The 20698-nt window shown below is 37.2% G+C and carries 22 protein-coding genes and 1 riboswitch; of the genes, 3 read left to right on the top strand and 19 right to left on the bottom strand.

Annotation, left to right across the window (positions count from 1 at the left end; all coding sequences use genetic code 11):
- Nucleotides 1–25: 25 nt before the first annotated feature.
- Complete coding sequence (gene tnpB, locus MKY71_RS09665; protein WP_340732394.1) at nucleotides 26–379, bottom strand: IS66 family insertion sequence element accessory protein TnpB; 354 nt, start codon at nucleotides 377–379, stop codon at nucleotides 26–28.
- Nucleotides 376–567: a hypothetical protein gene (locus MKY71_RS09670; protein WP_340718477.1), complete on the bottom strand. Its 192-nt coding sequence runs from the start codon at nucleotides 565–567 to the stop codon at nucleotides 376–378. Before MKY71_RS09670 ends, tnpB begins: the two co-directional genes overlap by 4 nt.
- A gap of 443 nt (nucleotides 568–1010) precedes the next feature.
- On the opposite strand from MKY71_RS09670, the gene MKY71_RS09675 reads away from it, so the two are divergent.
- The gene (locus tag MKY71_RS09675; protein ID WP_340732395.1) at nucleotides 1011–2441 is read left to right on the top strand and encodes a carbon starvation CstA family protein; all 1431 of its coding nucleotides are present in this window, start codon (nucleotides 1011–1013) and stop codon (nucleotides 2439–2441) included.
- Nucleotides 2442–2586: 145 nt separating this feature from the next.
- On the opposite strand, the gene MKY71_RS09680 is transcribed toward MKY71_RS09675, so the two are convergent.
- Together MKY71_RS09680 and MKY71_RS09685 are read right to left on the bottom strand one after the other, a co-directional pair.
- Complete coding sequence (locus tag MKY71_RS09680; protein ID WP_340732397.1) at nucleotides 2587–3033, bottom strand: YtxH domain-containing protein; 447 nt, start codon at nucleotides 3031–3033, stop codon at nucleotides 2587–2589.
- Between the two features lie 191 nt (nucleotides 3034–3224).
- The gene (locus MKY71_RS09685; protein WP_340732398.1) at nucleotides 3225–3440 is read right to left on the bottom strand and encodes a hypothetical protein; all 216 of its coding nucleotides are present in this window, start codon (nucleotides 3438–3440) and stop codon (nucleotides 3225–3227) included.
- Between the two features lie 335 nt (nucleotides 3441–3775).
- On the opposite strand from MKY71_RS09685, the gene MKY71_RS19970 reads away from it, so the two are divergent.
- A complete protein-coding gene (locus MKY71_RS19970) occupies nucleotides 3776–3940 on the top strand; it encodes a DUF5658 family protein (RefSeq protein ID WP_445683742.1) in 165 nt (54 codons plus the stop codon).
- Nucleotides 3941–4121: 181 nt separating this feature from the next.
- Here MKY71_RS19970 and MKY71_RS09690 read toward each other — a convergent pair whose 3' ends face one another.
- From MKY71_RS09690 to MKY71_RS09705, 4 genes are all read right to left on the bottom strand, one after another.
- A complete protein-coding gene (locus MKY71_RS09690) occupies nucleotides 4122–4382 on the bottom strand; it encodes an alpha/beta-type small acid-soluble spore protein (RefSeq protein WP_340732399.1) in 261 nt (86 codons plus the stop codon).
- Between the two features lie 76 nt (nucleotides 4383–4458).
- Nucleotides 4459–6951 (bottom strand): EAL domain-containing protein, encoded by a 2493-nt coding sequence (locus MKY71_RS09695; protein WP_340732400.1) that lies wholly within the window; start codon nucleotides 6949–6951, stop codon nucleotides 4459–4461.
- Nucleotides 6952–7137: 186 nt separating this feature from the next.
- Nucleotides 7138–8661: a class I adenylate-forming enzyme family protein gene (locus MKY71_RS09700; protein ID WP_340732401.1), complete on the bottom strand. Its 1524-nt coding sequence runs from the start codon at nucleotides 8659–8661 to the stop codon at nucleotides 7138–7140.
- Nucleotides 8662–8899: 238 nt separating this feature from the next.
- Nucleotides 8900–9496 (bottom strand): CAP domain-containing protein, encoded by a 597-nt coding sequence (locus tag MKY71_RS09705; RefSeq protein ID WP_339194571.1) that lies wholly within the window; start codon nucleotides 9494–9496, stop codon nucleotides 8900–8902.
- A gap of 280 nt (nucleotides 9497–9776) precedes the next feature.
- Between MKY71_RS09705 and MKY71_RS09710 the strand changes: the two genes are divergently transcribed.
- Nucleotides 9777–9914 carry a hypothetical protein gene (locus MKY71_RS09710; RefSeq protein WP_340732402.1) on the top strand — a complete coding sequence of 46 codons (138 nt, stop codon included), beginning with the start codon at nucleotides 9777–9779 and terminating at the stop codon, nucleotides 9912–9914.
- 73 nt (nucleotides 9915–9987) lie between these two features.
- Here MKY71_RS09710 and glpK read toward each other — a convergent pair whose 3' ends face one another.
- The 11 genes from glpK to MKY71_RS09765 all read right to left on the bottom strand — a co-directional run bounded on the left by glpK (nucleotide 9988) and on the right by MKY71_RS09765 (nucleotide 20246).
- The gene (glpK, locus tag MKY71_RS09715) at nucleotides 9988–11481 is read right to left on the bottom strand and encodes a glycerol kinase GlpK (protein WP_340732403.1); all 1494 of its coding nucleotides are present in this window, start codon (nucleotides 11479–11481) and stop codon (nucleotides 9988–9990) included.
- Between the two features lie 20 nt (nucleotides 11482–11501).
- Nucleotides 11502–12299, bottom strand: a complete 798-nt coding sequence (locus tag MKY71_RS09720) for an MIP/aquaporin family protein (protein WP_339171345.1) — start codon at nucleotides 12297–12299, stop codon at nucleotides 11502–11504.
- Nucleotides 12300–12470: 171 nt separating this feature from the next.
- Nucleotides 12471–13037 carry a glycerol-3-phosphate responsive antiterminator gene (locus tag MKY71_RS09725; protein WP_339171346.1) on the bottom strand — a complete coding sequence of 189 codons (567 nt, stop codon included), beginning with the start codon at nucleotides 13035–13037 and terminating at the stop codon, nucleotides 12471–12473.
- A 113-nt stretch (nucleotides 13038–13150) separates the two neighbouring features.
- Complete coding sequence (locus MKY71_RS09730; protein ID WP_340732405.1) at nucleotides 13151–14794, bottom strand: glycerol-3-phosphate dehydrogenase/oxidase; 1644 nt, start codon at nucleotides 14792–14794, stop codon at nucleotides 13151–13153.
- A gap of 216 nt (nucleotides 14795–15010) precedes the next feature.
- Entirely contained in the window at nucleotides 15011–15214 is a 204-nt protein-coding gene (locus tag MKY71_RS09735) for a zinc ribbon domain-containing protein (protein ID WP_340732406.1), read from the bottom strand.
- Between the two features lie 115 nt (nucleotides 15215–15329).
- The gene (locus tag MKY71_RS09740) at nucleotides 15330–15794 is read right to left on the bottom strand and encodes a DUF4279 domain-containing protein (protein ID WP_340733629.1); all 465 of its coding nucleotides are present in this window, start codon (nucleotides 15792–15794) and stop codon (nucleotides 15330–15332) included.
- A 16-nt stretch (nucleotides 15795–15810) separates the two neighbouring features.
- Complete coding sequence (locus MKY71_RS09745) at nucleotides 15811–16290, bottom strand: NUDIX domain-containing protein (protein WP_340732407.1); 480 nt, start codon at nucleotides 16288–16290, stop codon at nucleotides 15811–15813.
- 24 nt (nucleotides 16291–16314) lie between these two features.
- Nucleotides 16315–16875 (bottom strand): NUDIX hydrolase, encoded by a 561-nt coding sequence (locus tag MKY71_RS09750; RefSeq protein ID WP_340732408.1) that lies wholly within the window; start codon nucleotides 16873–16875, stop codon nucleotides 16315–16317.
- A 177-nt stretch (nucleotides 16876–17052) separates the two neighbouring features.
- Nucleotides 17053–17538 (bottom strand): group II intron maturase-specific domain-containing protein, encoded by a 486-nt coding sequence (locus MKY71_RS09755; RefSeq protein WP_339171587.1) that lies wholly within the window; start codon nucleotides 17536–17538, stop codon nucleotides 17053–17055.
- Nucleotides 17442–18338, bottom strand: a complete 897-nt coding sequence (gene ltrA / locus MKY71_RS09760; protein ID WP_339171590.1) for a group II intron reverse transcriptase/maturase — start codon at nucleotides 18336–18338, stop codon at nucleotides 17442–17444. Before ltrA ends, MKY71_RS09755 begins: the two co-directional genes overlap by 97 nt.
- Nucleotides 18339–18950: 612 nt before the next feature.
- Complete coding sequence (locus MKY71_RS09765) at nucleotides 18951–20246, bottom strand: NCS2 family permease (RefSeq protein ID WP_340732409.1); 1296 nt, start codon at nucleotides 20244–20246, stop codon at nucleotides 18951–18953.
- A gap of 110 nt (nucleotides 20247–20356) precedes the next feature.
- Nucleotides 20357–20456: riboswitch (purine riboswitch) on the bottom strand.
- Nucleotides 20457–20698 lie beyond the last annotated feature (242 nt).

The raw sequence follows: 20698 nt of genomic DNA on the forward strand, positions 1-20698 counted from the left end.
GATTATACCACTTAAAATAGGGCTATTAAAAGATACCTTTTGTAGATTTTGCAATCGCCTTTGGCTGTTGCAGAGATAATCCTTCTAATAACCAACGAAGCTCTTGTTGCGAAAGTTTGCGTACCTCATTTTCATCTTTTGGCCATTGTAATTTCCCATTATCTAATCGTTTATAAAGCATGGCGAAGCCATCTCCATCGAAATACAAACATTTATAACGATCCTTGCTCCATCCAGAAAACAGAAAGATAGAATCACTATACGGATCCAATTCGAAAGAATCTTGAATGAGCGTTGCGAGACCATCAATTCCTTTACGCATGTCTGTCTTGCCGCAGATGATGTAGATGTTTTGCACGCTCGTAAAATCCTGTTTCATCCCTTCAGCTCCTTCATAATGGTTTGAATAATGCGCTCATCTACGCCATTGAAGAAGGAAATTTCAGCCACAGCGGTTTTAATTACACAACTTGGCTCAGCAGTGTATTGAAGAGAATGATTCGAAGAAGTTTCAACTGGAAGAGGATCGAGTTTGACGGGAACAATGGTTAATTTGTTTTTAGACATAAATGGCACCTCCTTTGATTGATACATTTATCGTACCGGAGGTGCCTGCTGTTTTATATGCGTTGTTTGATTACGGGCTTACTTTCTAATAGAAAGAGCATTAACCTTCATCGGGTTAATGCTCTTGTTTTTATCTAATTACTTATCTGTGCCCTGTACTTTCAGGATCTGAAATAATTTTCAATTATCACTGGAAACGTTAATAGTTAATTTCCATTTTTATCAATTTATTATGAACATCTATCAATCTCCATTCAAAGTTATTTGATTTTTATTATATTTTTATATAACAGTTTTCACTACATAAAGTGTGTTTATATATATTTTATTTGCATATTTACACTTTCAATTGATATTTATACTGAATTTTCTAAAAATTTAGTTTACAAATGTAGTCTTCCATTACTATAATTTGAGTTATTAGAAATATTGGAGGAAGATATATGTACACACTTCTTGGTTCTATCACTCTATTAATAGTAGGATATATCGTCTATGGAAAGTTTATTGAAAAGGTGTTTATTGTTAATGATGCAACGCCGACCCCAGCTTATACAAAAGCTGATAATTTAGATTATATGCCAATGCCTGCCTGGAAGGGCTGGACGATTCAATTATTAAATATCGCAGGGCTTGGACCTATTTACGGTGCCATTGCGGGTGCACTGTATGGACCCGTTGCAATGATTTGGATTGTATTTGGTTGTATTTTTGCCGGTGGCGTTCATGATTATTTTGCAGGGATGTTATCATTACGTCATGGAGGCACACAATTCCCAGCACTTGTTCAACGTTATTTAGGTAAAGTAATGCGTGTCTTCACTGATATCGTTTCAGTAATATTAATGGTTTTAGTAGCAGCTGCCTTTACTGCTGGACCTGCTGCGGTTCTTTCGTCAAAATTAGGAATTACATTTATGACAGCACTTATTGTGATTTTCATCTACTTTTTATTAGCGGCAATTTTACCGATCAATCAAATTATCGGTCGTATTTATCCAGTATTTGGTGCAGTATTAATCATTATGGCCGGTGCGGTGTTAATATCACTAGTCACTTCAGGTATTGCGATTCCTGAAGTATCTTTAACTAATATGCATCCGAACGATTTACCAGTTTGGCCATTATTAATGATCACGATTTCCTGTGGCGCTATCTCTGGCTTCCACTCTACACAAAGCCCGATAATTTCAAGAACAATCAAGAAAGAATCGGAAGGTCGTAAAGTCTTCTACGGTGCCATGATTGGTGAAGGTGTCATTGCATTAATTTGGTGTGCGGCTGGTATGAGTTTCTATGGAGGTACAGAAGGATTATTACCAAAAATCTCCGAAATTGGTGCAGGTGGTGTAGTAGACGAAATTTCAATTGCATTACTTGGTACATTTGGTAGTATTTTAGCAATATTAGGAATTGTAATTTTACCTATTACAACAGGTGATACTTCATTACGTTCAGCACGCATGATTGTGTTAGACTTTTTAGGCTCTCGTTTTTCAAAAAATAGTACAACACCAATTTTAGCAACTGTTGCAGTAGCAGCACCTGCATTTTTCCTATCAACAATTGATTATCAATTTTTATGGCGTTATGTAGGGATGACGAATCAAATGGTTGCAACAGTTATGCTTTGGGTTGCAACATCGTATTTATTGAAATCAGGCAAGTTCCACTGGATTGCAGGTTTACCAGCCTTATTCATGACATCTGTAGTATTTGTATACTTAATGGTAGCGCCAGAAGGATTTGCGCTTGCTTATGAAACAGGTGTCGTCATTGGTTTAAGCTTTACAGTCCTAGTTTCTTTCATTTATATTTACCAAATCTTTAAGCATAAAGCTTTTACAAATCCGGTATTTTTAACAGAGAAATAAGGGATTCAGACTCTTGCTAACTATAAAATCTCGCATTTTTAGGAATTCTAAAAATGCGAGATTTTTGTTTTGAGTATGCTTTCAATTTCCTAAATTAATTTTACGTTAATCATGTAAAATTTCACGGAAGCTAAGCAACTTGGCTTTACCCATTACTGCCACCCTTCACTTCTTCGCCTGCTTCTTTCACTTTCCCGCCAATATCTTTTAAATCCGTTGTGGCATCTTTTGCATGTGAAAGAATTTCACTTGATTCTTCCGTTACCATAGTAACTGGTTGAATAATGTTGGTGTTTACTTTTTCGTAAAGGTTTTGAGCATCACTTATTGCTTCTTTCAGTACGGAAGACGCCGATTTTAGACGATCCTGCAAGTCATCTTTTACTTCTGAAGGATTGTTTTTGACTTGGCTGTACATATCCATTGTCGAATCTTTCATATTTTTAGTTGTTTCCGTTACTTTATTTCTAGTCGTAGAGTCAAGCATTGCAAGCGCCCCACCAATTACTGCCCCAATGACCATTCCTCTTAAAAGCTTTCCATTATCATTTTCAGTTGTTGTCGATAAATTATTATACGAAGTTTGTGTCATAATGTATGCTCCTTTTTGTTTTAGATTGGTTTGATTAACTTATACGTTAGTTGCCCGATATTTTTTTTAATTAAACATTTCTAAAAACAGGAGAAAACATTCTTCTTAATATAGTTGACAGGTTAGCACAAATTTTAGTTTTTTGTGCTTCATTATGAATATGTAGTTATTTTAAAGCCTGATAATATGTATTAACAATTAGTCCCCCGCCACTTTTGTAAATGCCCTTCTACTGAATAAATGTTATTCACTTTATTCACTTCATCTGAACTTATTGCTACTTCTTTTGTTTCCGTTACCATTGGATCAGATACTGCTTTTTCTTCTTTTTGAATACTTTTCTTTTCTACAATAGTATTCACAACCATTGCTTTGATTTTGTGTGCTTCTACACTGTTAAGTTTCATATATCTTTAGTTCCTCTCGATTACTATTATTTTCATAATATTCCTTTATTAAATTATAACCCACATCATGACTTTTCTCTCAGTTAATTTTGTGTATATTTACTCACTTATGTTTATTTTTCAGATAAACCACCAATAAATTAGGTTATATATACTATCCATTAATCTTAATTTACCGATTTTATGTAATTTTATAAAACGAAAGAATCGGTATATCAAGTATCTTCTGAGCCGTATAAAAATAATTAGTTTAGTAAAAGCTTGTCTAAAGTTAGTGAGGTTACGAAGTTTTTAGACAAGGAGAGCACATGAAAAACATATTCAATATCAAACGTATGTTATTGATAATTTTATTATTAAATTTAATTGATGGCATATTTACTGCTTGGGGTCTCAGCAATGAATGGATTGAAGAGGCAAACCCACTGATGAGTTCATTTTCGCCTTTAACTATCCTCGGAATTAAGGTTACCTTATCAGGTGCCATCTTATTACTTTGAAAATCAAATTTCCCTACAAGATTAACGAATGTTTGGCGAGTAGTTCTTACTTTCGTCATGTTTTTATATACTGGGATTTTTGTTATGCACATAACCTGGATTTCAATGTTGTAGAATGTCTTCTAAAAAAAGAAAAGTGCTGCAAACCCTTAATACTAAGGAATTTGCAGCACTCTTTAATTTATTGTTCTTTCTTTAAACTTTCTTGTGCCATTTTAATTAGCTCCTTAACCATGCTGCCACCGATTTTCCCGCCAACTTTACCAGCTTCAAAAGAAGTAAGTTCGCCGTTATATTCTTCATTTAGAGAAATGCCTAATTCCTTTGCTACCTCTAGCGCTGTCTCTTTAGGATTGCTAGTACCGGTTACTTTCGCTTTTAATAGATCAAGTTCATGCTTTGCTTCTGGTACAAGTATTTTATTTCTATTTTTCTTTGCCATTTGTATGCTCCTTTTTACTCTAGCATAGGCAATAAAAAGCAAAAAATACTATCAGTTAATGTTAATGGTTATTTCACTATAGAAAAGAATGCTCAAATTCTTCAATCGGGCATGGTTTGCCATAATAATAGCCTTGAATGTAACGGCAATTTTCACCTAGTAGAAAATCCAATTCTTCTTTAGTTTCGACGCCTTCAGCGATGACTTCCAGCTTAAGTAGCTGCGCCATTTTTATCATGGCAGATGTAATTGTAGCGTTTTCCGGTTTATGAGAAATATCCCGGATAAACGATTGATCTATCTTAACTCCATCTATTTTAAATACTTTCAAATAGTTAAATGATGAATAACCCGTTCCAAAATCATCTATAAAAATTTTAACGCCCATTTCTTTTAAATCCAACAGTGTTTTCTGAACCGTTTCCTCATTGAGCATTATTGAATTTTCGGTAATTTCAATTTCTAACCATTTCCCATCTAACTCGTATCGCTCTAATAATTCACTTATTTCTTCAGCAAATCCTTGCTGTAAAAATCGCTTTGAACTAATATTGACACTAATCGGAACAAGCGGCACCCCGGCATTTTGCCATTCTACTAACTGCTCACACACTCTGTTCTTCATCCATTTTCCGATGGCGATTATTAATCCAGTTTCTTCTGCAATCGGAATAAAGAGACCAGGCGAAATTAAACCGTGTTCCGGATGGTTCCATCGTACAAGCGCTTCTGCACCCACGACTTTGCCTGTTATTGCATCAACTCTCGGTTGGAGGAAGGCCACCAATTCGTCGTTCATAATTGCTTTTCTTAAATCACGCTCCATTACGAACGACTTGTAATTTTCCTGATTCATCGAAGAATCATAAATTTGGTACATATTTCGCCCAAACTCTTTCGCCTTATAAAGTGCAACATCCACCCTTTTCAACAGTTCTGTGACATTGGCATCATTCGATGGATAAAAGTCAATTCCGATGCTAGCAGTTAAAAGCAATTCGGAACCTTGTACATAAAAAGGATCTTTTAAGCTTTCTAATATATTTTGTGCAATTTCAATTACTTCATCTTTCGTTTCAACGATCGGGCAAAGCAGCATTAATTCATCGCCGCCCATGCGTGCTACATGAAACTTTTCTTTATACGGATTTGCGTTCAATCTCACTGCAATTTGCTGTAGTAATTCATCGCCTACTGCATGGCCCAATGTATCATTTATCGATTTAAATCTATCCAAATCTAAAGATAAAATTGCCATCTTTTTTTGATTCTCTTCCGCCAGTTTTAATGACTCCTGAATTTTTTGTTCCATCCACCGACGATTCGGTAAACCTGTTAGTTCATCATGATGGGCTAAAAATGCATTGCGTTCTAGCACAAGTTTTTCCTCTGTTATATCTTTTCCGATTGCATAGATAACGTCGATTTCATTTTCACTGATCATTGGAACCAATGTAACATTTAAAAATTTTCGCTGTCCGTTGTTCTTTACTTCAAACTCAAATAATTGAACCTCACCTAGTAATACCTTTTCGAAATATGAAGCAATAACCGGGCGTTCTTCTTCCACCGTAATATCGATAATACTCAAGTTTCCAAAAATCGTTTCATCGACTTCGAAAAGTTTCAACGTTTTCGCATTCATATGTAAAATGGTGCCATCTTTATCCAGCATCGTAATGTATTCATAACTGTAATTCATTAAATACTGATTGCGCTCTTCATTTACTTTCAGTTGCTTTTCAACTTCTCTAAATTGCGAAAAATCGTGTACAGTTCCTACGATTTCTGTACCTACCCCGTTATGGCAGACCGGCTCAATATCAACGAAAATAAGTTTGCCGCCTAATTCAATTTCATACTGTACTTTCTTACCTGTGAGTGCTTTTGTATACAGTCTTTGTTTCATTTTTGCAATGTCTAAATCAAATACATCAAAAGGTGACTTGGATAAAATCAGTTCGGCACTAGCTCCGATTTCATCCATCAGTTTACCTTCTGACATCGTATATTTCAGTGTACCGTCCTGTTCTTTTCGCACTTTAAAAATCCCATTTTGCAGATTTTGAAATGTCCGAATAAAATTCATTTTAAATTGTGTTTCCACCTGTTTATTTTCAGTAATATCCGTTTGGAAACTAATGAAATAATATGGCTGCCCTTCCTCATCAAGGATCGGGACGATAATTTCAAATACCCAGTAAACCGTGCCATCCTTCGCTCTATTCTGGATTTCACCACGCCATGTATTACCGCTATTAATTGTTTCCCACATTTGTATGAAAAATTCTTTAGGGTGTGTTCCGGAATTCACTATTCTATGGTTTTGACCGATAATTTCTTCTTTATTATATTTTGAAAGGCGGCAGAAATTATTATTTACATAAAGTATTGTACCGTCATAATTTGTAATCGTAATATTTGTTGATTCATTCATAGCGTTTAAAATATCATCAAGCATTTTATATACAATGTTAGATTCTTTAATTTTTTTCGTATCAAAAGAAGAGTTTAAAAAATCGCTAATTTCATCTCTAATATTTGATATTTTATTCCTATTAACACTCATATAATCACCTAATATTTCGCAATATTTCTAATTCACTATATTATCCTTTAATAGTTTACTTAATTTAGCCAATTAATGCATCAAACAATTAAGTAAATCATCATGTTACGTCATAATAACTTAAAAAAACTGCACTAAATTGTTAAATATTCCTAACAATTAAGTACAGTTCCATTTTGGTACGATTTAATTTTTTATTTTTTCTTTCCAATTTTCTCTTAATTGATACTTTAATATTTTTCCTGATACATTTCGTGGTAAAGCTTCAACATATATAAACTGGCGCGGCAGTTTATATCCTGCTAATTGATCGCGGCAATACGTTTTAATATCTTCTTCATCGATTTCGATATCATCTTTTTTAACGATAACAGCTGTTACCACTTCACCCCATTTCGGATCCGGCAAACCGATGATTGCACACTCCACAATGCCTGGGTATCCATTTAAAATCTGCTCAACTTCAACCGAATAAACATTTTCACCACCTGAGATGATCATGTCCTTCTTACGGTCTACAAGCGTAATATAGCCCTCATCATCAATCGTCGCTAAATCACCCGTTAAAAGCCATCCATCCCGGAATGTTTGCGCTGTTTCTTCCGGCTTTTTATAGTATTCTTTCATAACCGATTCGCCGTGCATAATGAATTCTCCAACTTCACCGGGCAATACGTCTTCCATATAGTCATTTACGACCCGCACATCCAGGAATGTCATTGCTTTTCCACTTGCACCAAGCTTTGTCTTATGTTCTTCCGGTGTAAGATAAACCCCACCAGGCCCACCTTCCGTTAAACCACAGGCATTGTAGAAACGGTCTGAACCTAAATATTCAACAGCCTTTTCAATCATACTCGGTGACATCGGTGCTGCTCCGTACACATACCCTCGAACTGTTGAAAGATTAAAAGAACCTTTTGGAACCATGAAAAATGCGCTATACATAGCAGGCACGCCAAAGAATAGCGTCACTTTATGCTGTTCGATTGCCTTTAATGCTTCTACAGGATGGAAGTCACGCATCATGATAACTGTAGCCCCGGCAAAGAAGCAGGATGTAAGTACCATATTTAATCCTGCCGAATGGAATGCTGGCGCTACGAGTAAATAAACATCATCATAATTTAATTTCATCATAACCGTTTGCGCGCTATTCAGATTCGTCACATTCCCGTGTGTAAGCAGTGCCCCTTTTGGTTTGCCTGTTGTACCTGATGTGTATAGAATTTGCGCGGCATCTTCAGCTGTTATTACCACATCGGGATTTTCAGTTTGGGAAGTATAAATTTCTTTTATTGAGATAACATCATCTTCAGCATCTCCTACACTGTAGATGACCGGCTTTGCAGCAATATTTGCTACCGCATTTTTCACTAATTCAGTTTGATCTGCATCTGTAATAAAAGCGATTGAATCCGATTGTTCCACAATATAATTCAGTTCCTTAGCTGTTAGACGGAAGTTAATAGGAACGATGACACCTCCCGCTTTCATAACGGCATATGCGCAAATGACAAACCAATGGGAATTTTTCAAATATAGACTGACTTTATCGCCCTTTTTTAAACCTTGATTGATGAGCCCGTTACTATAACGATTAATCTCATCATTTAATTCTTTGTAAGTATATGTGCAATCTTCAAATACTAACGCTTTCTTGTCCGGCATTCTACTAGCGTGCGATAAAATCGGTTTTATTAAATCCAAATATTCATCCCCCTAATATTTTCTTAGGAATAATATATTCTGCGAAAAATTATTTATAACTTATATCTTCTATAATATATTTTTAGGGTACATTAGGTTCTCTCATTTTCTAATAGAACATCCATGCGATTGATATTTCAATCATCTCACTTGCAAATAAAAAAAGCGCTGATTCTTTTTACAGAATCGCGCTTATTTCAATAGAAGGTATTCATTATTTCTATTTTACTCGATAGTTTTATTTCTTAATAAACATTTGAGTCCAGTAGTTACCATCTGCAACATAACCTACACCAATATGCGTAAATTTCGCATCCATAATGTTAGCGCGGTGGCCTGAACTATTCATCCATGCATCCATTACTTGCGCAGCTGATTTTTGACCTTTTGCAATGTTTTCACCTGCTGCTGTATAGCTGATACCGAATTTCTTCATCATATCAAATGGTGAGCCGTATGTAGGACTTGTATGGCTGAAGTAATTTTTGTCGTGCATATCTTGAGATTTATATTTCGCAACACGTGCTAGCTCCCAATCAATTTTAAGCGGTGCTAATCCTTGCTGTGCTCGTTCTTTGTTTACTAGACTTACGACTTGCTCTTCTACTGCTTGTTGTTCATTTTCTGAAATCGTAATTTTCTCTCCGACATAGATCATATCCGGATTTTTTAATGTAGGATTTAAAGCAATTAATTCGCTTAGTCCGATTTGATTTTTAGAAGCAATCTTCCAAAGCGTGTCTCCACTTTTTACTGTATAAGTTGCTGCAGATGCAGTAGCTGGTAGCGCAAATAGCATCATACTAAAGAACAACACGATACTTTTTTTCAACATATTAAATCAATCCTTTCTCGTTGTCTGTTACAAGCTTACTAGAGAAAAAGTGTGATTTCACTAGGGAATGAATGGCGCTTCTTTTGCAGATCCATAACAAACATTACAAATATGACAATTGTTTGTTGAAACCTTGCAATTTCAGATAAGTAGCATTCGCACTGTAAAAAGAGATAATATAAGAGCTAAAGTTAGAAAATTATATACAAATACCTTTATCTATTGATTTATTATCATTATTTCTTACTTCAATATTTTCACCAGGATAAATAATAGGAGTTTGTTTCAAATTAAAACAACCGTATTAGTATTTAAAAATGCTAAGGAAAAATATGTCGTACTAATAGTTGGGTTGGTGAAAATGGAAGAAATTAAGGAAGTTACAGTAAAAGTGATTGTTCAATTACCAGTTGAATAGACCACACAAAAAAGCTGTATGAAAAGCTCACTCACTTTTCATACAGCTTTTATGCATTTATATTGTAAATCTACTATTTAAAAGCCTGAGCTGCCTTAACCGCTTTGCCCCAGCCTGTGTATAAAGCTTCGCGCTCTTCTTCGCCCATCTCCGGCTCAAATTTGTGATCTAAATTCCAGTAGTTTGAGATGTCATCTAATGTCTCCCAATAGCCTACTGCTAAACCTGCCAAATATGCTGCACCTAAAGCCGTTGTTTCATTTACAACCGGACGATCTACCGGCACATTTAACAGGTCTGACTGGAATTGCATTAAGAAATTGTTTTTCACTGCGCCGCCATCAACACGTAATGTGCTTAACGGAATTCCTGAATCCGCTTCCATTGCACTTAGCACGTCGCGCGTTTGATAAGCAAGTGACTCCAGTGTAGCACGAACGAAGTGCTCTTTTTCTGTACCGCGTGTTAAGCCGAATACTGCACCGCGCACATCCGAATCCCAATAAGGCGTGCCTAACCCAACAAATGCTGGAACAACATATACACCTTCAGAAGATGTTACACGTGCTGCATATGCTTCACTTTCCTCCGCTTTACGGAACATACGTAAGCCGTCACGCAGCCACTGGATAGCAGAGCCCGCTACGAAGATACTTCCTTCTAGTGCATACGTTACTTTACCGTCTAAGCCCCATGCAATTGTCGTTAATAAACCATGATCAGATTTCACCGCTTTTTCACCTGTGTTCATTAACATAAAGCAACCAGTGCCATATGTATTTTTCACCATTCCTTGCTCAAAGCAAGCTTGCCCGAATAATGCTGCTTGTTGGTCGCCCGCAATACCTGCGATTGGAATTTCCTGACCGAAAAGATTATCTGCATCTGTATGACCGTATACTTCAGAAGAAGGACGAACTTCCGGAAGCATAGAAGCCGGAACTGTTAAAATATCAAGTAGCTCTTCATCCCATTTCAAATCATAAATATTGAACATTAAAGTTCGGGATGCGTTTGAATAATCCGTTACATGCACTTTACCGTTCGTTAATTTCCAAATAATCCATGTATCGATCGTACCGAATAAGAGATCCCCATTTTCCGCTTTTTCACGAGCGCCTTCTACATTGTCTAAAATCCATTTTACTTTTGTTCCTGAGAAGTACGCATCAATGAGCAGCCCTGTTTTATCTCGGAACATATCATTAAAGCCACGCGCTTTTAAATCTTCGCAAATTCCGGCTGTTTGTCTTGATTGCCAAACGATTGCGTTGTAAATAGGTTGACCTGTATGTTTATCCCATACGACTGTCGTTTCACGCTGGTTTGTAATGCCGATTCCTGCAATTTGATTAGCAAGTATATTTTTCTCTGATAATACTGCAGCAATACAAGATAGCACGGAAGACCAAATTTGTTCCGGGTTATGCTCTACCCAACCTGATTCCGGGAAATATTGCGGGAATTCTTGCTGTGCTGTATGAAATACCGTACCATTTTTATCGAATAAAATTGCACGAGAACTAGTTGTACCTTGGTCTAGCGCCATCATAAATTTTTCTGTCATCTTCAAATCCTCCTACTCTTCTACTCTTCTACTTTCGATACTGTCATTTGTGCAGCTACAAACACCGCTGCTACTACTACACTGAAAATCCAGAATAATGCTGCATCTGCTCCATTCCAGATGAAGCTGAAGAATACTGCACCGTAAACACCACCGATAATCGGTGCAACTACAGGTACCCATGCATACCACCAAGCTGAATCTCCTTTACCTGGTATCGGTAAAATCGCGTGGGCAATACGTGGACCTAAGTCACGAGCCGGGTTAATCGCATAACCTGTTGGACCACCCAATGCCATACCAATGACAACAATTAAAATACCAACTAAAAATGGATTTAGTCCTGATGTTATTTCGTTTGTACCTAACGCTAAAATCCCTAATACTAATGCGAATGTGCCGACCATCTCAGCAATCATGTTCGATGGAATATGTTTTACTGCTGGAGTTGTTGAGAATACGCCAAGTTTTGCCCCTTTGTCTTTTGTGCCTTTCCAATGCGGTAAATAAACAAAGTACACTAACACAGCACCTAAAAACGCTCCAAGTAATTGCGCGACGATAAACAATGGTACATCTGCCCATGCAAAGTTCCCGATTGTTGCTAGAGCAATTGTTAATGCCGGGTTTAAGTGCGCTCCGCTAATGCCTCCTACTGCATAAGCTGCCATCGCTACGGCAAAGCCCCATGCAAAAGTGATTACAACCCAACCGCCACCTTCACCTTTTGACTTGTGCAATGAAACACCTGCTACTACGCCGCCACCGAATAATATTAGCAGCATCGTGCCGACTAACTCGGCTGTAAATGTTGACATTCCATAACCTCCTTAGCTCATGTATATTCCGTTAATAAAATACTTAGAAGAGAAAAAAAGTCCGCAAGTAACAATTGTTTTACGAATTCACGTAAAACAATGTACATGCGGACTCCTTTACTCAACCACGTATTTATCGACTTAGTAATCATAATAGTTTGAAATTATCCATTAGTCAACAACTTTTTGAAAACGTTTCCACAATTCTTTGTTTGACGTAGTAATGGCAATTGCACCTGCATCAAATGCCTGCTTAATTTGCTCGTCCGTCCGAATTAGACCACCAGTAATAACGGGTATGCCTGTTTGCGTATAGACTTCGTTAATCATTTCCGGGATAACACCCGGGAGCAATTCAATAAAATCCGGTGACGTTTGCTCCAGCAGTGAATAGCTTTTTTCAAGTGCAATCGTATCGATTAAAAAGACACGCTGAATCGCTAAAATACCGCGAGATTTCGCTTTTAAAATCATATTGGAACGTGTAGAAATAATGCCTGCCGGACGTATATCGTTACACAAGTAATCCGCAGCAAAATTATCCGTCTTCAAGCCGTGAATTAGATCCGCATGAATAATTAATTTTTTTCCATGGCGTTCAGCTTCCTGTTTAAGCGAGCGTAGATGGCTTAAATGCACTTCAAGCAATACGATATATTCAAATTCACTTTTTACTACTTTATCAAACTGTTTGATCGTTCGGGCAGCAGGAATAATTTTCTGATCATTAAACGGCATAACATCCTCCTAAATAAAGAAATCTGTTTATATTAATATGGCTCATCGAGTGCGTTAATTCAAATCTCCCACGCCTTCGATGAGCCAAAATTATATCACGATATTATTTTACATTATTTCGCTGTTGTTGCACGTGTAATTTCAATGTTCAACTGTTCTGTAAACTCCGATAATTGGGCATCTGTCCAATTTAACTGCTGAGCCATATATGCAATGACTGCATCTTTATGTGCCAATACCGAGGCAATATTAAAGAACATATTCCCCGTACGGCGCACGAAGAAATCGACAGGTGTCGTCACAAGCTCATGCTCAATACCATATTTTAGCTGAGCAAATAAAGCTTTAGGCATCGTGTCGTTTGCATTCGCCACATAGCTAAATACTTTTTCAACATTCGAGCCGTAGTGCTGAGCCAAATGAGCTGCATCTTCTTTCGTTAAGCCCGCTTTCACACCTAACTCAGTCTTTTTCGAAATATATGTTTCGATATGTTTTGAGCCGCCTACTTCACCGCCAGAAATAGGGATGTTTTTAGTAATACAAGGCTTGCTCTCTATACCGAATTCTGCTTTTAAACTTGCTGAGATTTTATTTACAACAGCTTCTGCCATTTTACGATAGCCTGTTAATTTACCACCTGCGATTGTAACGAGGCCTGAAGCCGATTCCCAAACTTCATCATGACGGGAAATTTCAGATGGCCCTTTTCCTTCTTCATGAATTAACGGACGTACGCCAGCCCAGCTTGACTCAATATCCGCATCCGTTACTTTTACATTCGGGAACATATAGTGGATGGCGTTCATAATGTAATCGCGATCGGATTGTTCGATATCCATATTGCGCGGATCCCCTTCATAAAATGTATCTGTCGTACCAACATACGTTTTACCGTTACGCGGAATCGCAAATACCATTCGGCCATCTGGTGTATCAAAATAAACCGCCTGTTTTAACGGGAATTTCGACTCATCAAAAACGATATGCACACCTTTTGATAAAATTAAGTGTTTTCCACTTGTTTTGCCTTCAATGCTACGTACATCATCGACCCATGGACCTGCTGCGTTCACGACTTTTTTCGCATGAATTTGAATTGTTTCATTTGATAGTAAATCAGTCGCTTCAATGCCAATAATTTTTTTTGCATCATTATATAAAAAGCCTGAAGCTTTCGTGTAGTTCGCTAAAACGGCACCTTTTTCAATCGCAACTTTAGCTACCTCGATTGTTAAGCGTGCATCGTCAGTACGGTATTCTACATAAACACCGCCGCCTAATAAATCGGCTTGTTTAACCAATGGCTCTTTTTCTAAAGTTTGCGCACTATTTAGCATGTAGCGGCGTTCTGATTTTTTTACCCCTGCCAGGAAATCGTACACACGTAATCCAACAGATGTAGAGAATTTACCGAATGTACCACCCTTATGGAACGGTAATAGCATCCATACAGGTGTTGTTACGTGCGGACCATTTTCATACACGATCGCACGCTCTTTACCTAACTCGGCTACTTCTTTAATCTCAAATTGTTTTAAATAGCGTAAACCGCCGTGGACTAATTTTGTTGAGCGGCTTGATGTACCAGCCGCAAAATCCTGCATTTCCACTAATGCGACCGACAAACCGCGCGTAATGGCATCAAGTGCGATTCCCACACCCGTAATACCGCCTCCGATAACTAAAACGTCATATTCTTTGCTTTGTAAATCATTCATGATGACTGAACGTTGTAATGATGAAGCTGTTGACATAATGTTTCCTCCTTATTGTAGACAAAAAAGAGAGACCTTAAAGCACCACACAAATATCGCTTTGTGCGTTCTTTAAGGTCTCTCTTTAACTCAAACCGGTCTATTAACTTGACCTTATCTTAACGCCACAGAAGAAAAAATGCAAGACATTTACATGATTAGCTCTGATTTAGATCATTTAGACTCCGGTAAGTTTTTAAATAGCAGTTTTGTTTTTTAACCAAAAAACAGGTCCAAAATATTTGATGCTGAAGACGACTTTTTATTATAGAACTCAGAATATCCACAGTTATTGCAGTAAACGACAATAAACTGATTGTGTTGAACATCAAACATTTTCGATAACCCCGTACCAGTCATCGCCACTTCCTTCTTGCTCGCATCCTTACTTCCACATTTTATACAGCCCTTTTCAGACATATATATTCCCCTCTCCAACTAAACGATTTGTTATAGTTTATACGCAATCGGGAACAAAAAAGTTTCATTAATTAGGAGTCGGCAACAATAAATAGCAACCCATTAAAATATCTTTCTAATCGGCAAAATTATAAATATCGAATTCAAATTCTCCTTTTACCCGATTGGCAAATTCAATTGCTTTATTATTCATAACAAGCCTTCGTGTGGGCTCACGATTAAAACAAACAACCGTAACTAATTTGCATTTCAGATTGTAGGTATCTACATATTTTTTAATAATCTCTATTGAGTTATATAGTATATTTACAATGGTGTGAATTTGTTCCTCAGGGTAGTTAGTCATTTTGTAATCGAGCCCGTACTCCCATGCCGTTTCAAATCTTATATGTTTTGTTTTACCTCGAATAAATTCCTCACCTTTTTTGTATGCTTCTGTTGGAATGATTCCTATTTCTCCAGTGAATTCCTCCAAAGGAAAATCCTCTCCAAATAAAGTAAAGTAGGCTCTCGTTTCCGTATAATAATGTGCTATACTATAACCCCTCCATTTTATTATTTTATATATTTCTGAGAATATTTTATCAAACTGACATTCACTTCAAATATAGTTTCTCCAGGCTGTAATCCTCAATCAATTCAATATTTCTTTTATTATCAATATAGTTTTTTATTTCATTTTTGATATTTGGAATGAGCAAGATTGAATCCAATTGTTCTATAGGAATCCATTTCACCGCCGTTTGATTTGGATCTGGATTTTCGGGTAATTTCGGGACCGATTGATTCTTTAATGTACATTCAAATATAAGATGAAGTCCATGTTTCCCATTTTCATCATAATCACCTGATTGCTTATGCGGTGGAAATTCATAAATCAATGCTAACGGACCAACCTCAACATCTGCCGTAGTTTCTTCAAGCACTTCTCTTGCGACACCCTCCATTATTGTTTCACCGGTTTCAAGTCCCCCGCCCGGTAAATTATAATGGATCCCGTTGTCATCATACTCGACTAAAAGTACCGAATTATTTTCGATGATCAATGCTGTACATCGTATTCTTACATGAGACATTTCCTTACCTCTTTTCCTATATTCTTAGAGACTTAATTGTTTTTCAATAAGGTACATTTTGGCCATTGTGTAGGCATGTGCTGTAAACAGTTGTGTATTTATTTGCTTCGACTTTATCAGTCTATCCATATCATTAAAATCAAATAAATTAATTGTAAGCTCTTCCGTATCATCTAAATCTTGTTCAAATTTCTTAAAAGCATCAAGGAACAGAAAAGTAATTACTTTGTTATTTTGTGTAGCGGGGTTAACCATGAATTCTCCTAGAAGTATAGGCTTGCTATCTGAAATAAAGCCGGTCTCTTCCTTTACTTCTCTGATTATTGCTTCCTCATATGTTTCGTTTTCTTCAATTTTTCCAGCTGGGACTTCAAGGTAAAATTCATTGCCAGCATAACGATACTGTTCAACAAGGACCACCTTGTTTTCCTTTGTTAATACGACAGCGTTTACCCAATCTGAATATTCATTTACATAATAATCATCAATCACAATACCATTGGGAAGCTCGCATTCGTCTTTTCGAATATTGCCGAAAGGACTTTTATGTATATACTCAGTTTTTAAAGTTTTCCATTTATCCATAATTACCTCCATGAATTCATTCCACAATCTAGGGTATTAAATTAAGATTTTCATATACTTCACCTTATAAATATACCATAATTAACCAATTTACTTCATCAATCGAGTAGGAGGCTAGCCATTAATTGGCTAGCCGACCTCTCACACCACCGTACGTACGGTTCCGTATACGGCGGTTCAATCTTTTGAGTATCTTTGCTCGTAAAATTGGGACAGGTCTTTCAGTCCCCATTTTACGAGCCTTTTATTTGGAATGGCTTGGTGTAGAACCTCGCTTCGTGATATTCGCCAGTACCCTTTTCTTGAATGCGCCGTTTTCATCGCTTCATCATGTTGGATTCCGTATTGGCGTAATTTCACATATTTAGTTCGTGGTAGCTTCCACCGTTTCCATATTAATTGACGTAAGCGATGGTTTAACCATCCCTGTAATTCTTGGATGAAAGTTTTCATGTTGGAAACTCCGTAGTAATTAATCCAACCAACCGTTGTTTGATTGATTCTTTTCACAATCTCACTAAATGTCCCTGTTCGTTTACGACTCGTCAGTATTCTTAGCTTATCTTTTAGTCGTTTCTTGGCGGACTTGATTGGTCGGTATCCCACTTTCCCGACAGATTTTGTAGATGAAACCCTAAGAATGTAGCTGCTGTTGCGCCACATACTTTACTTTTCTGCTCATTGATTGTGAGACCCAGTTCATCTTCGATAAAATTCTTGACACTGGTCATGACGCGTTCACCTGCTCTTGGTGACTTTACATAAATCACAAAATCATCCGCATAGCGAATGAATCGGTGTCCTCGTTTTTCTAACTCTCTATCTAGCTTGTTTAAATACACGTTTGCTAGAATTGGAGAGAGTGGACCCCCTTGGGGTGTACCTTCTGTCGTTTCAATGAGGATGTCCTTGTCCAATATGCCTGAGCGTAAGAATTTCCATATTAGCTTAAGTACTATTTTATCTGTTATGAATTCTTCCAAATAAGCTCGTAGTCGCTGGTGATGAATCGTATCGAAGTAACTTTTCAAGTCACAGTCCACCACTGTTCGATAACCTTCCTCGTAATATTTCTTAGCGAGGGCAATTGCCTGGTGTTGGTTTCGACCTTTTCGAAAGCCAAAACTTTTGTCTGAAAAGTGTGGATCAATTATTGGTTGGATGACTTGTAGAATGGCTTGTTGAACAACTCTGTCCAATACACATGGTATACCTAGATATCGTTTGGAGCCATTCGCTTTTGGGATAGCTACTCGTTTCACTGGTTGAGGTTGGTAGGAACCATCTTTTAATTTCCTTTTCAATGGTTCCTCATATTTTATTAAATGCGCCTTCAGTCCATCAACCGTGATACCGTCGATTCCAGGTGCTCCTCCATTTCCTTTTACTTTCTTATATGCATTCCATAGGTTTCTATGGGACGCAATTCTGTCAATTAAATTGATACTTTCTTGTTTCTTCATTTCCATGTTTACATCCCTACACGCTCTTATATACTCTTTCGCTTCCAGCTTATCCCTCTATAAGTAGCCATCTATTCGGTCTATACCTTGATGTTTTCTGTGTTTTGGCGGGATGTCTCCACCTCCTTGTTTCTTTCAAGATTTAAAAGATTGTTCGGCCCTTCATCTTCGGTCGAAGACTACTATGGCTTCTGCTGACTTCTCTTGATTCATCCATTTATCACTAAACAAATTGTTAATTGAATAACCCTCAAGAGACCTCCCCGGGTAAGCACAACCGCCTTCCTCTCATGTAACTGCCAGATTTACTGTATGGGATTTGGGCAGTATTGGACTTCGCTTTGTTTAGCAAGCTCATCCGTCCCAAGTCAGCCTTTTATCTGATTTCTGTTCGTCAGTTCGAGAGTTTGCGTCCGACTTCCTTCAGATTCCACGTCACCATGGACACCCTTGTCTTTCGCTAACAGTTCCTACTGCCAAGCCTGTAGTGGACTTTCACCACCAGGCTGTTGTGCATGCCGGGCACACTAAAAAACGAGCATGATCCTTGTAGCAGGTTCATGCTCGAAAATTAGATACTATGTCTTTAATTACATTAATTTTGTAGCCCATTTATACAATAAATGCAAAGTATAAAAGGAATAACAGGCAAAGCACATACATGATCGGGTGGATTTCTTTAGCGCGCTTTTGTGCGATGAGACAAATCGGATACAGCACAAAACCTAACCCGATCCCGATAACTACACTGGAAGTCAGCGGCATCATAATAATCGTTAAAAATGCCGGAATGACAATTTCTAACTTTGTCCAGTTAATTCGACGTATTTCCATCGCCATCAGCGCACCGACAATAATTAATGCAGCAGATGTTACTTCCACAGAAATAACGCTAACAAGTGGTGAGAAGAATAATGCGATGACAAAACATACTGCAATAACGACTGATGTAAAACCGGTTTTACCTCCAACTGCAATACCCGCAGAAGATTCAACGCTTGTTGCAGGTGTTGATGTACCTAATACCGCTCCAATTACACCGGCAGCTGAATCGGCAAGTAACCCTTTTCCGATATTCGGAATTTTATTGTCTTTCATCATGCCTGCCTGGCTTGTCAGTCCAATTAATGCACCTGCTGTGTCAAAGAAAGCGACAATCAGGAACGTGAAGATGACTGTCAGGATTTCTGCTGTAAAAATTTCATCTAAATGACCAAACACAACACCAAATGTCGGTTCAAGGCTTGGGATACTACCAATGATTGAAGAAGGTACTTCGATCTTACCGAACAGCATCCCGATAATTGTAGTAATAACCATTGCGTAGAAAATACCGCCGTTAATGCCTTTAACTAGCATAATGATTGTAAGGAAAATACCTAGGATCGCTAATAACGTCATCGGTGATGTTAAATCACCAATCGCCACAAATGTATCCGGATTACCAACGATAATGCCACCGTTTTTTAATCCGACAAATGTAATGAAAAATCCAATCCCTGAAGCAATCGCGAACTTTAAATCACTCGGAATAATGTTAATAATTTTTTCACGGATTTTAAATAAACTTAAAATCAGGAAGATGATACCGGCAACAAATACACCTGTTAAAGTAACTTGCCAATCAATTCCCATTCCAATACAAACGGTAAAAGTAAAGAATGAGTTTAATCCCATACTTGGTGCAATAGCGATCGGGAAGTTCGCAAGGATACCCATTAACAATGTACCGATAATTGCAGTAAGCGCAGTTGCAGTAAATACAGCTCCGTGATCCATGCCGGATTGACTTAGAATAATAGGGTTGACGATTAAAATATAGGCAATTGATAAGAATGTCGTAATCCCAGCAAGTGTTTCGGTTTTATACGAAGTACCCCGTTCTGCAAATTTGAAAAAGTTTTTCATGTTGTACTCTCCTAGTTGCTATTTCGATAGCAATTAATTTATTATCCTAGAATAAAAAAAGCTCTGACCAATATAGGCCAAAGCTTCTCTACAAAATGGAATAAAAATAAAATTCATTTCCCATTCCTTGTAGTCAGCTATTATCGGTAGCTGGTAGAAACTTTCAAGCCATCTTCTTGAATTTATACAAGGTATATTAGATTTTCTAAAAACAATAGTAGAATAATATCAACTTAAATTTAAACCGTCAATAGAATCAATAACAATATTTTTTTGTTTTAATAATATATAAATATTCAAAAAAGAGCAAAAAATCAGTACTCATCCTAACCTGCTAAGTTAGTCGATAAATCAATTCGTCATGACATAAATTAACACAGATAGCCATTAGAACTATAAAAAAGTGATCCATTAAATAAATCAATTAAAATGAGGCTGGAACATAACCCAGA

Source organism: Solibacillus sp. FSL W7-1324, from assembly GCF_038008025.1.
GTDB lineage: Bacteria > Bacillota > Bacilli > Bacillales_A > Planococcaceae > Solibacillus.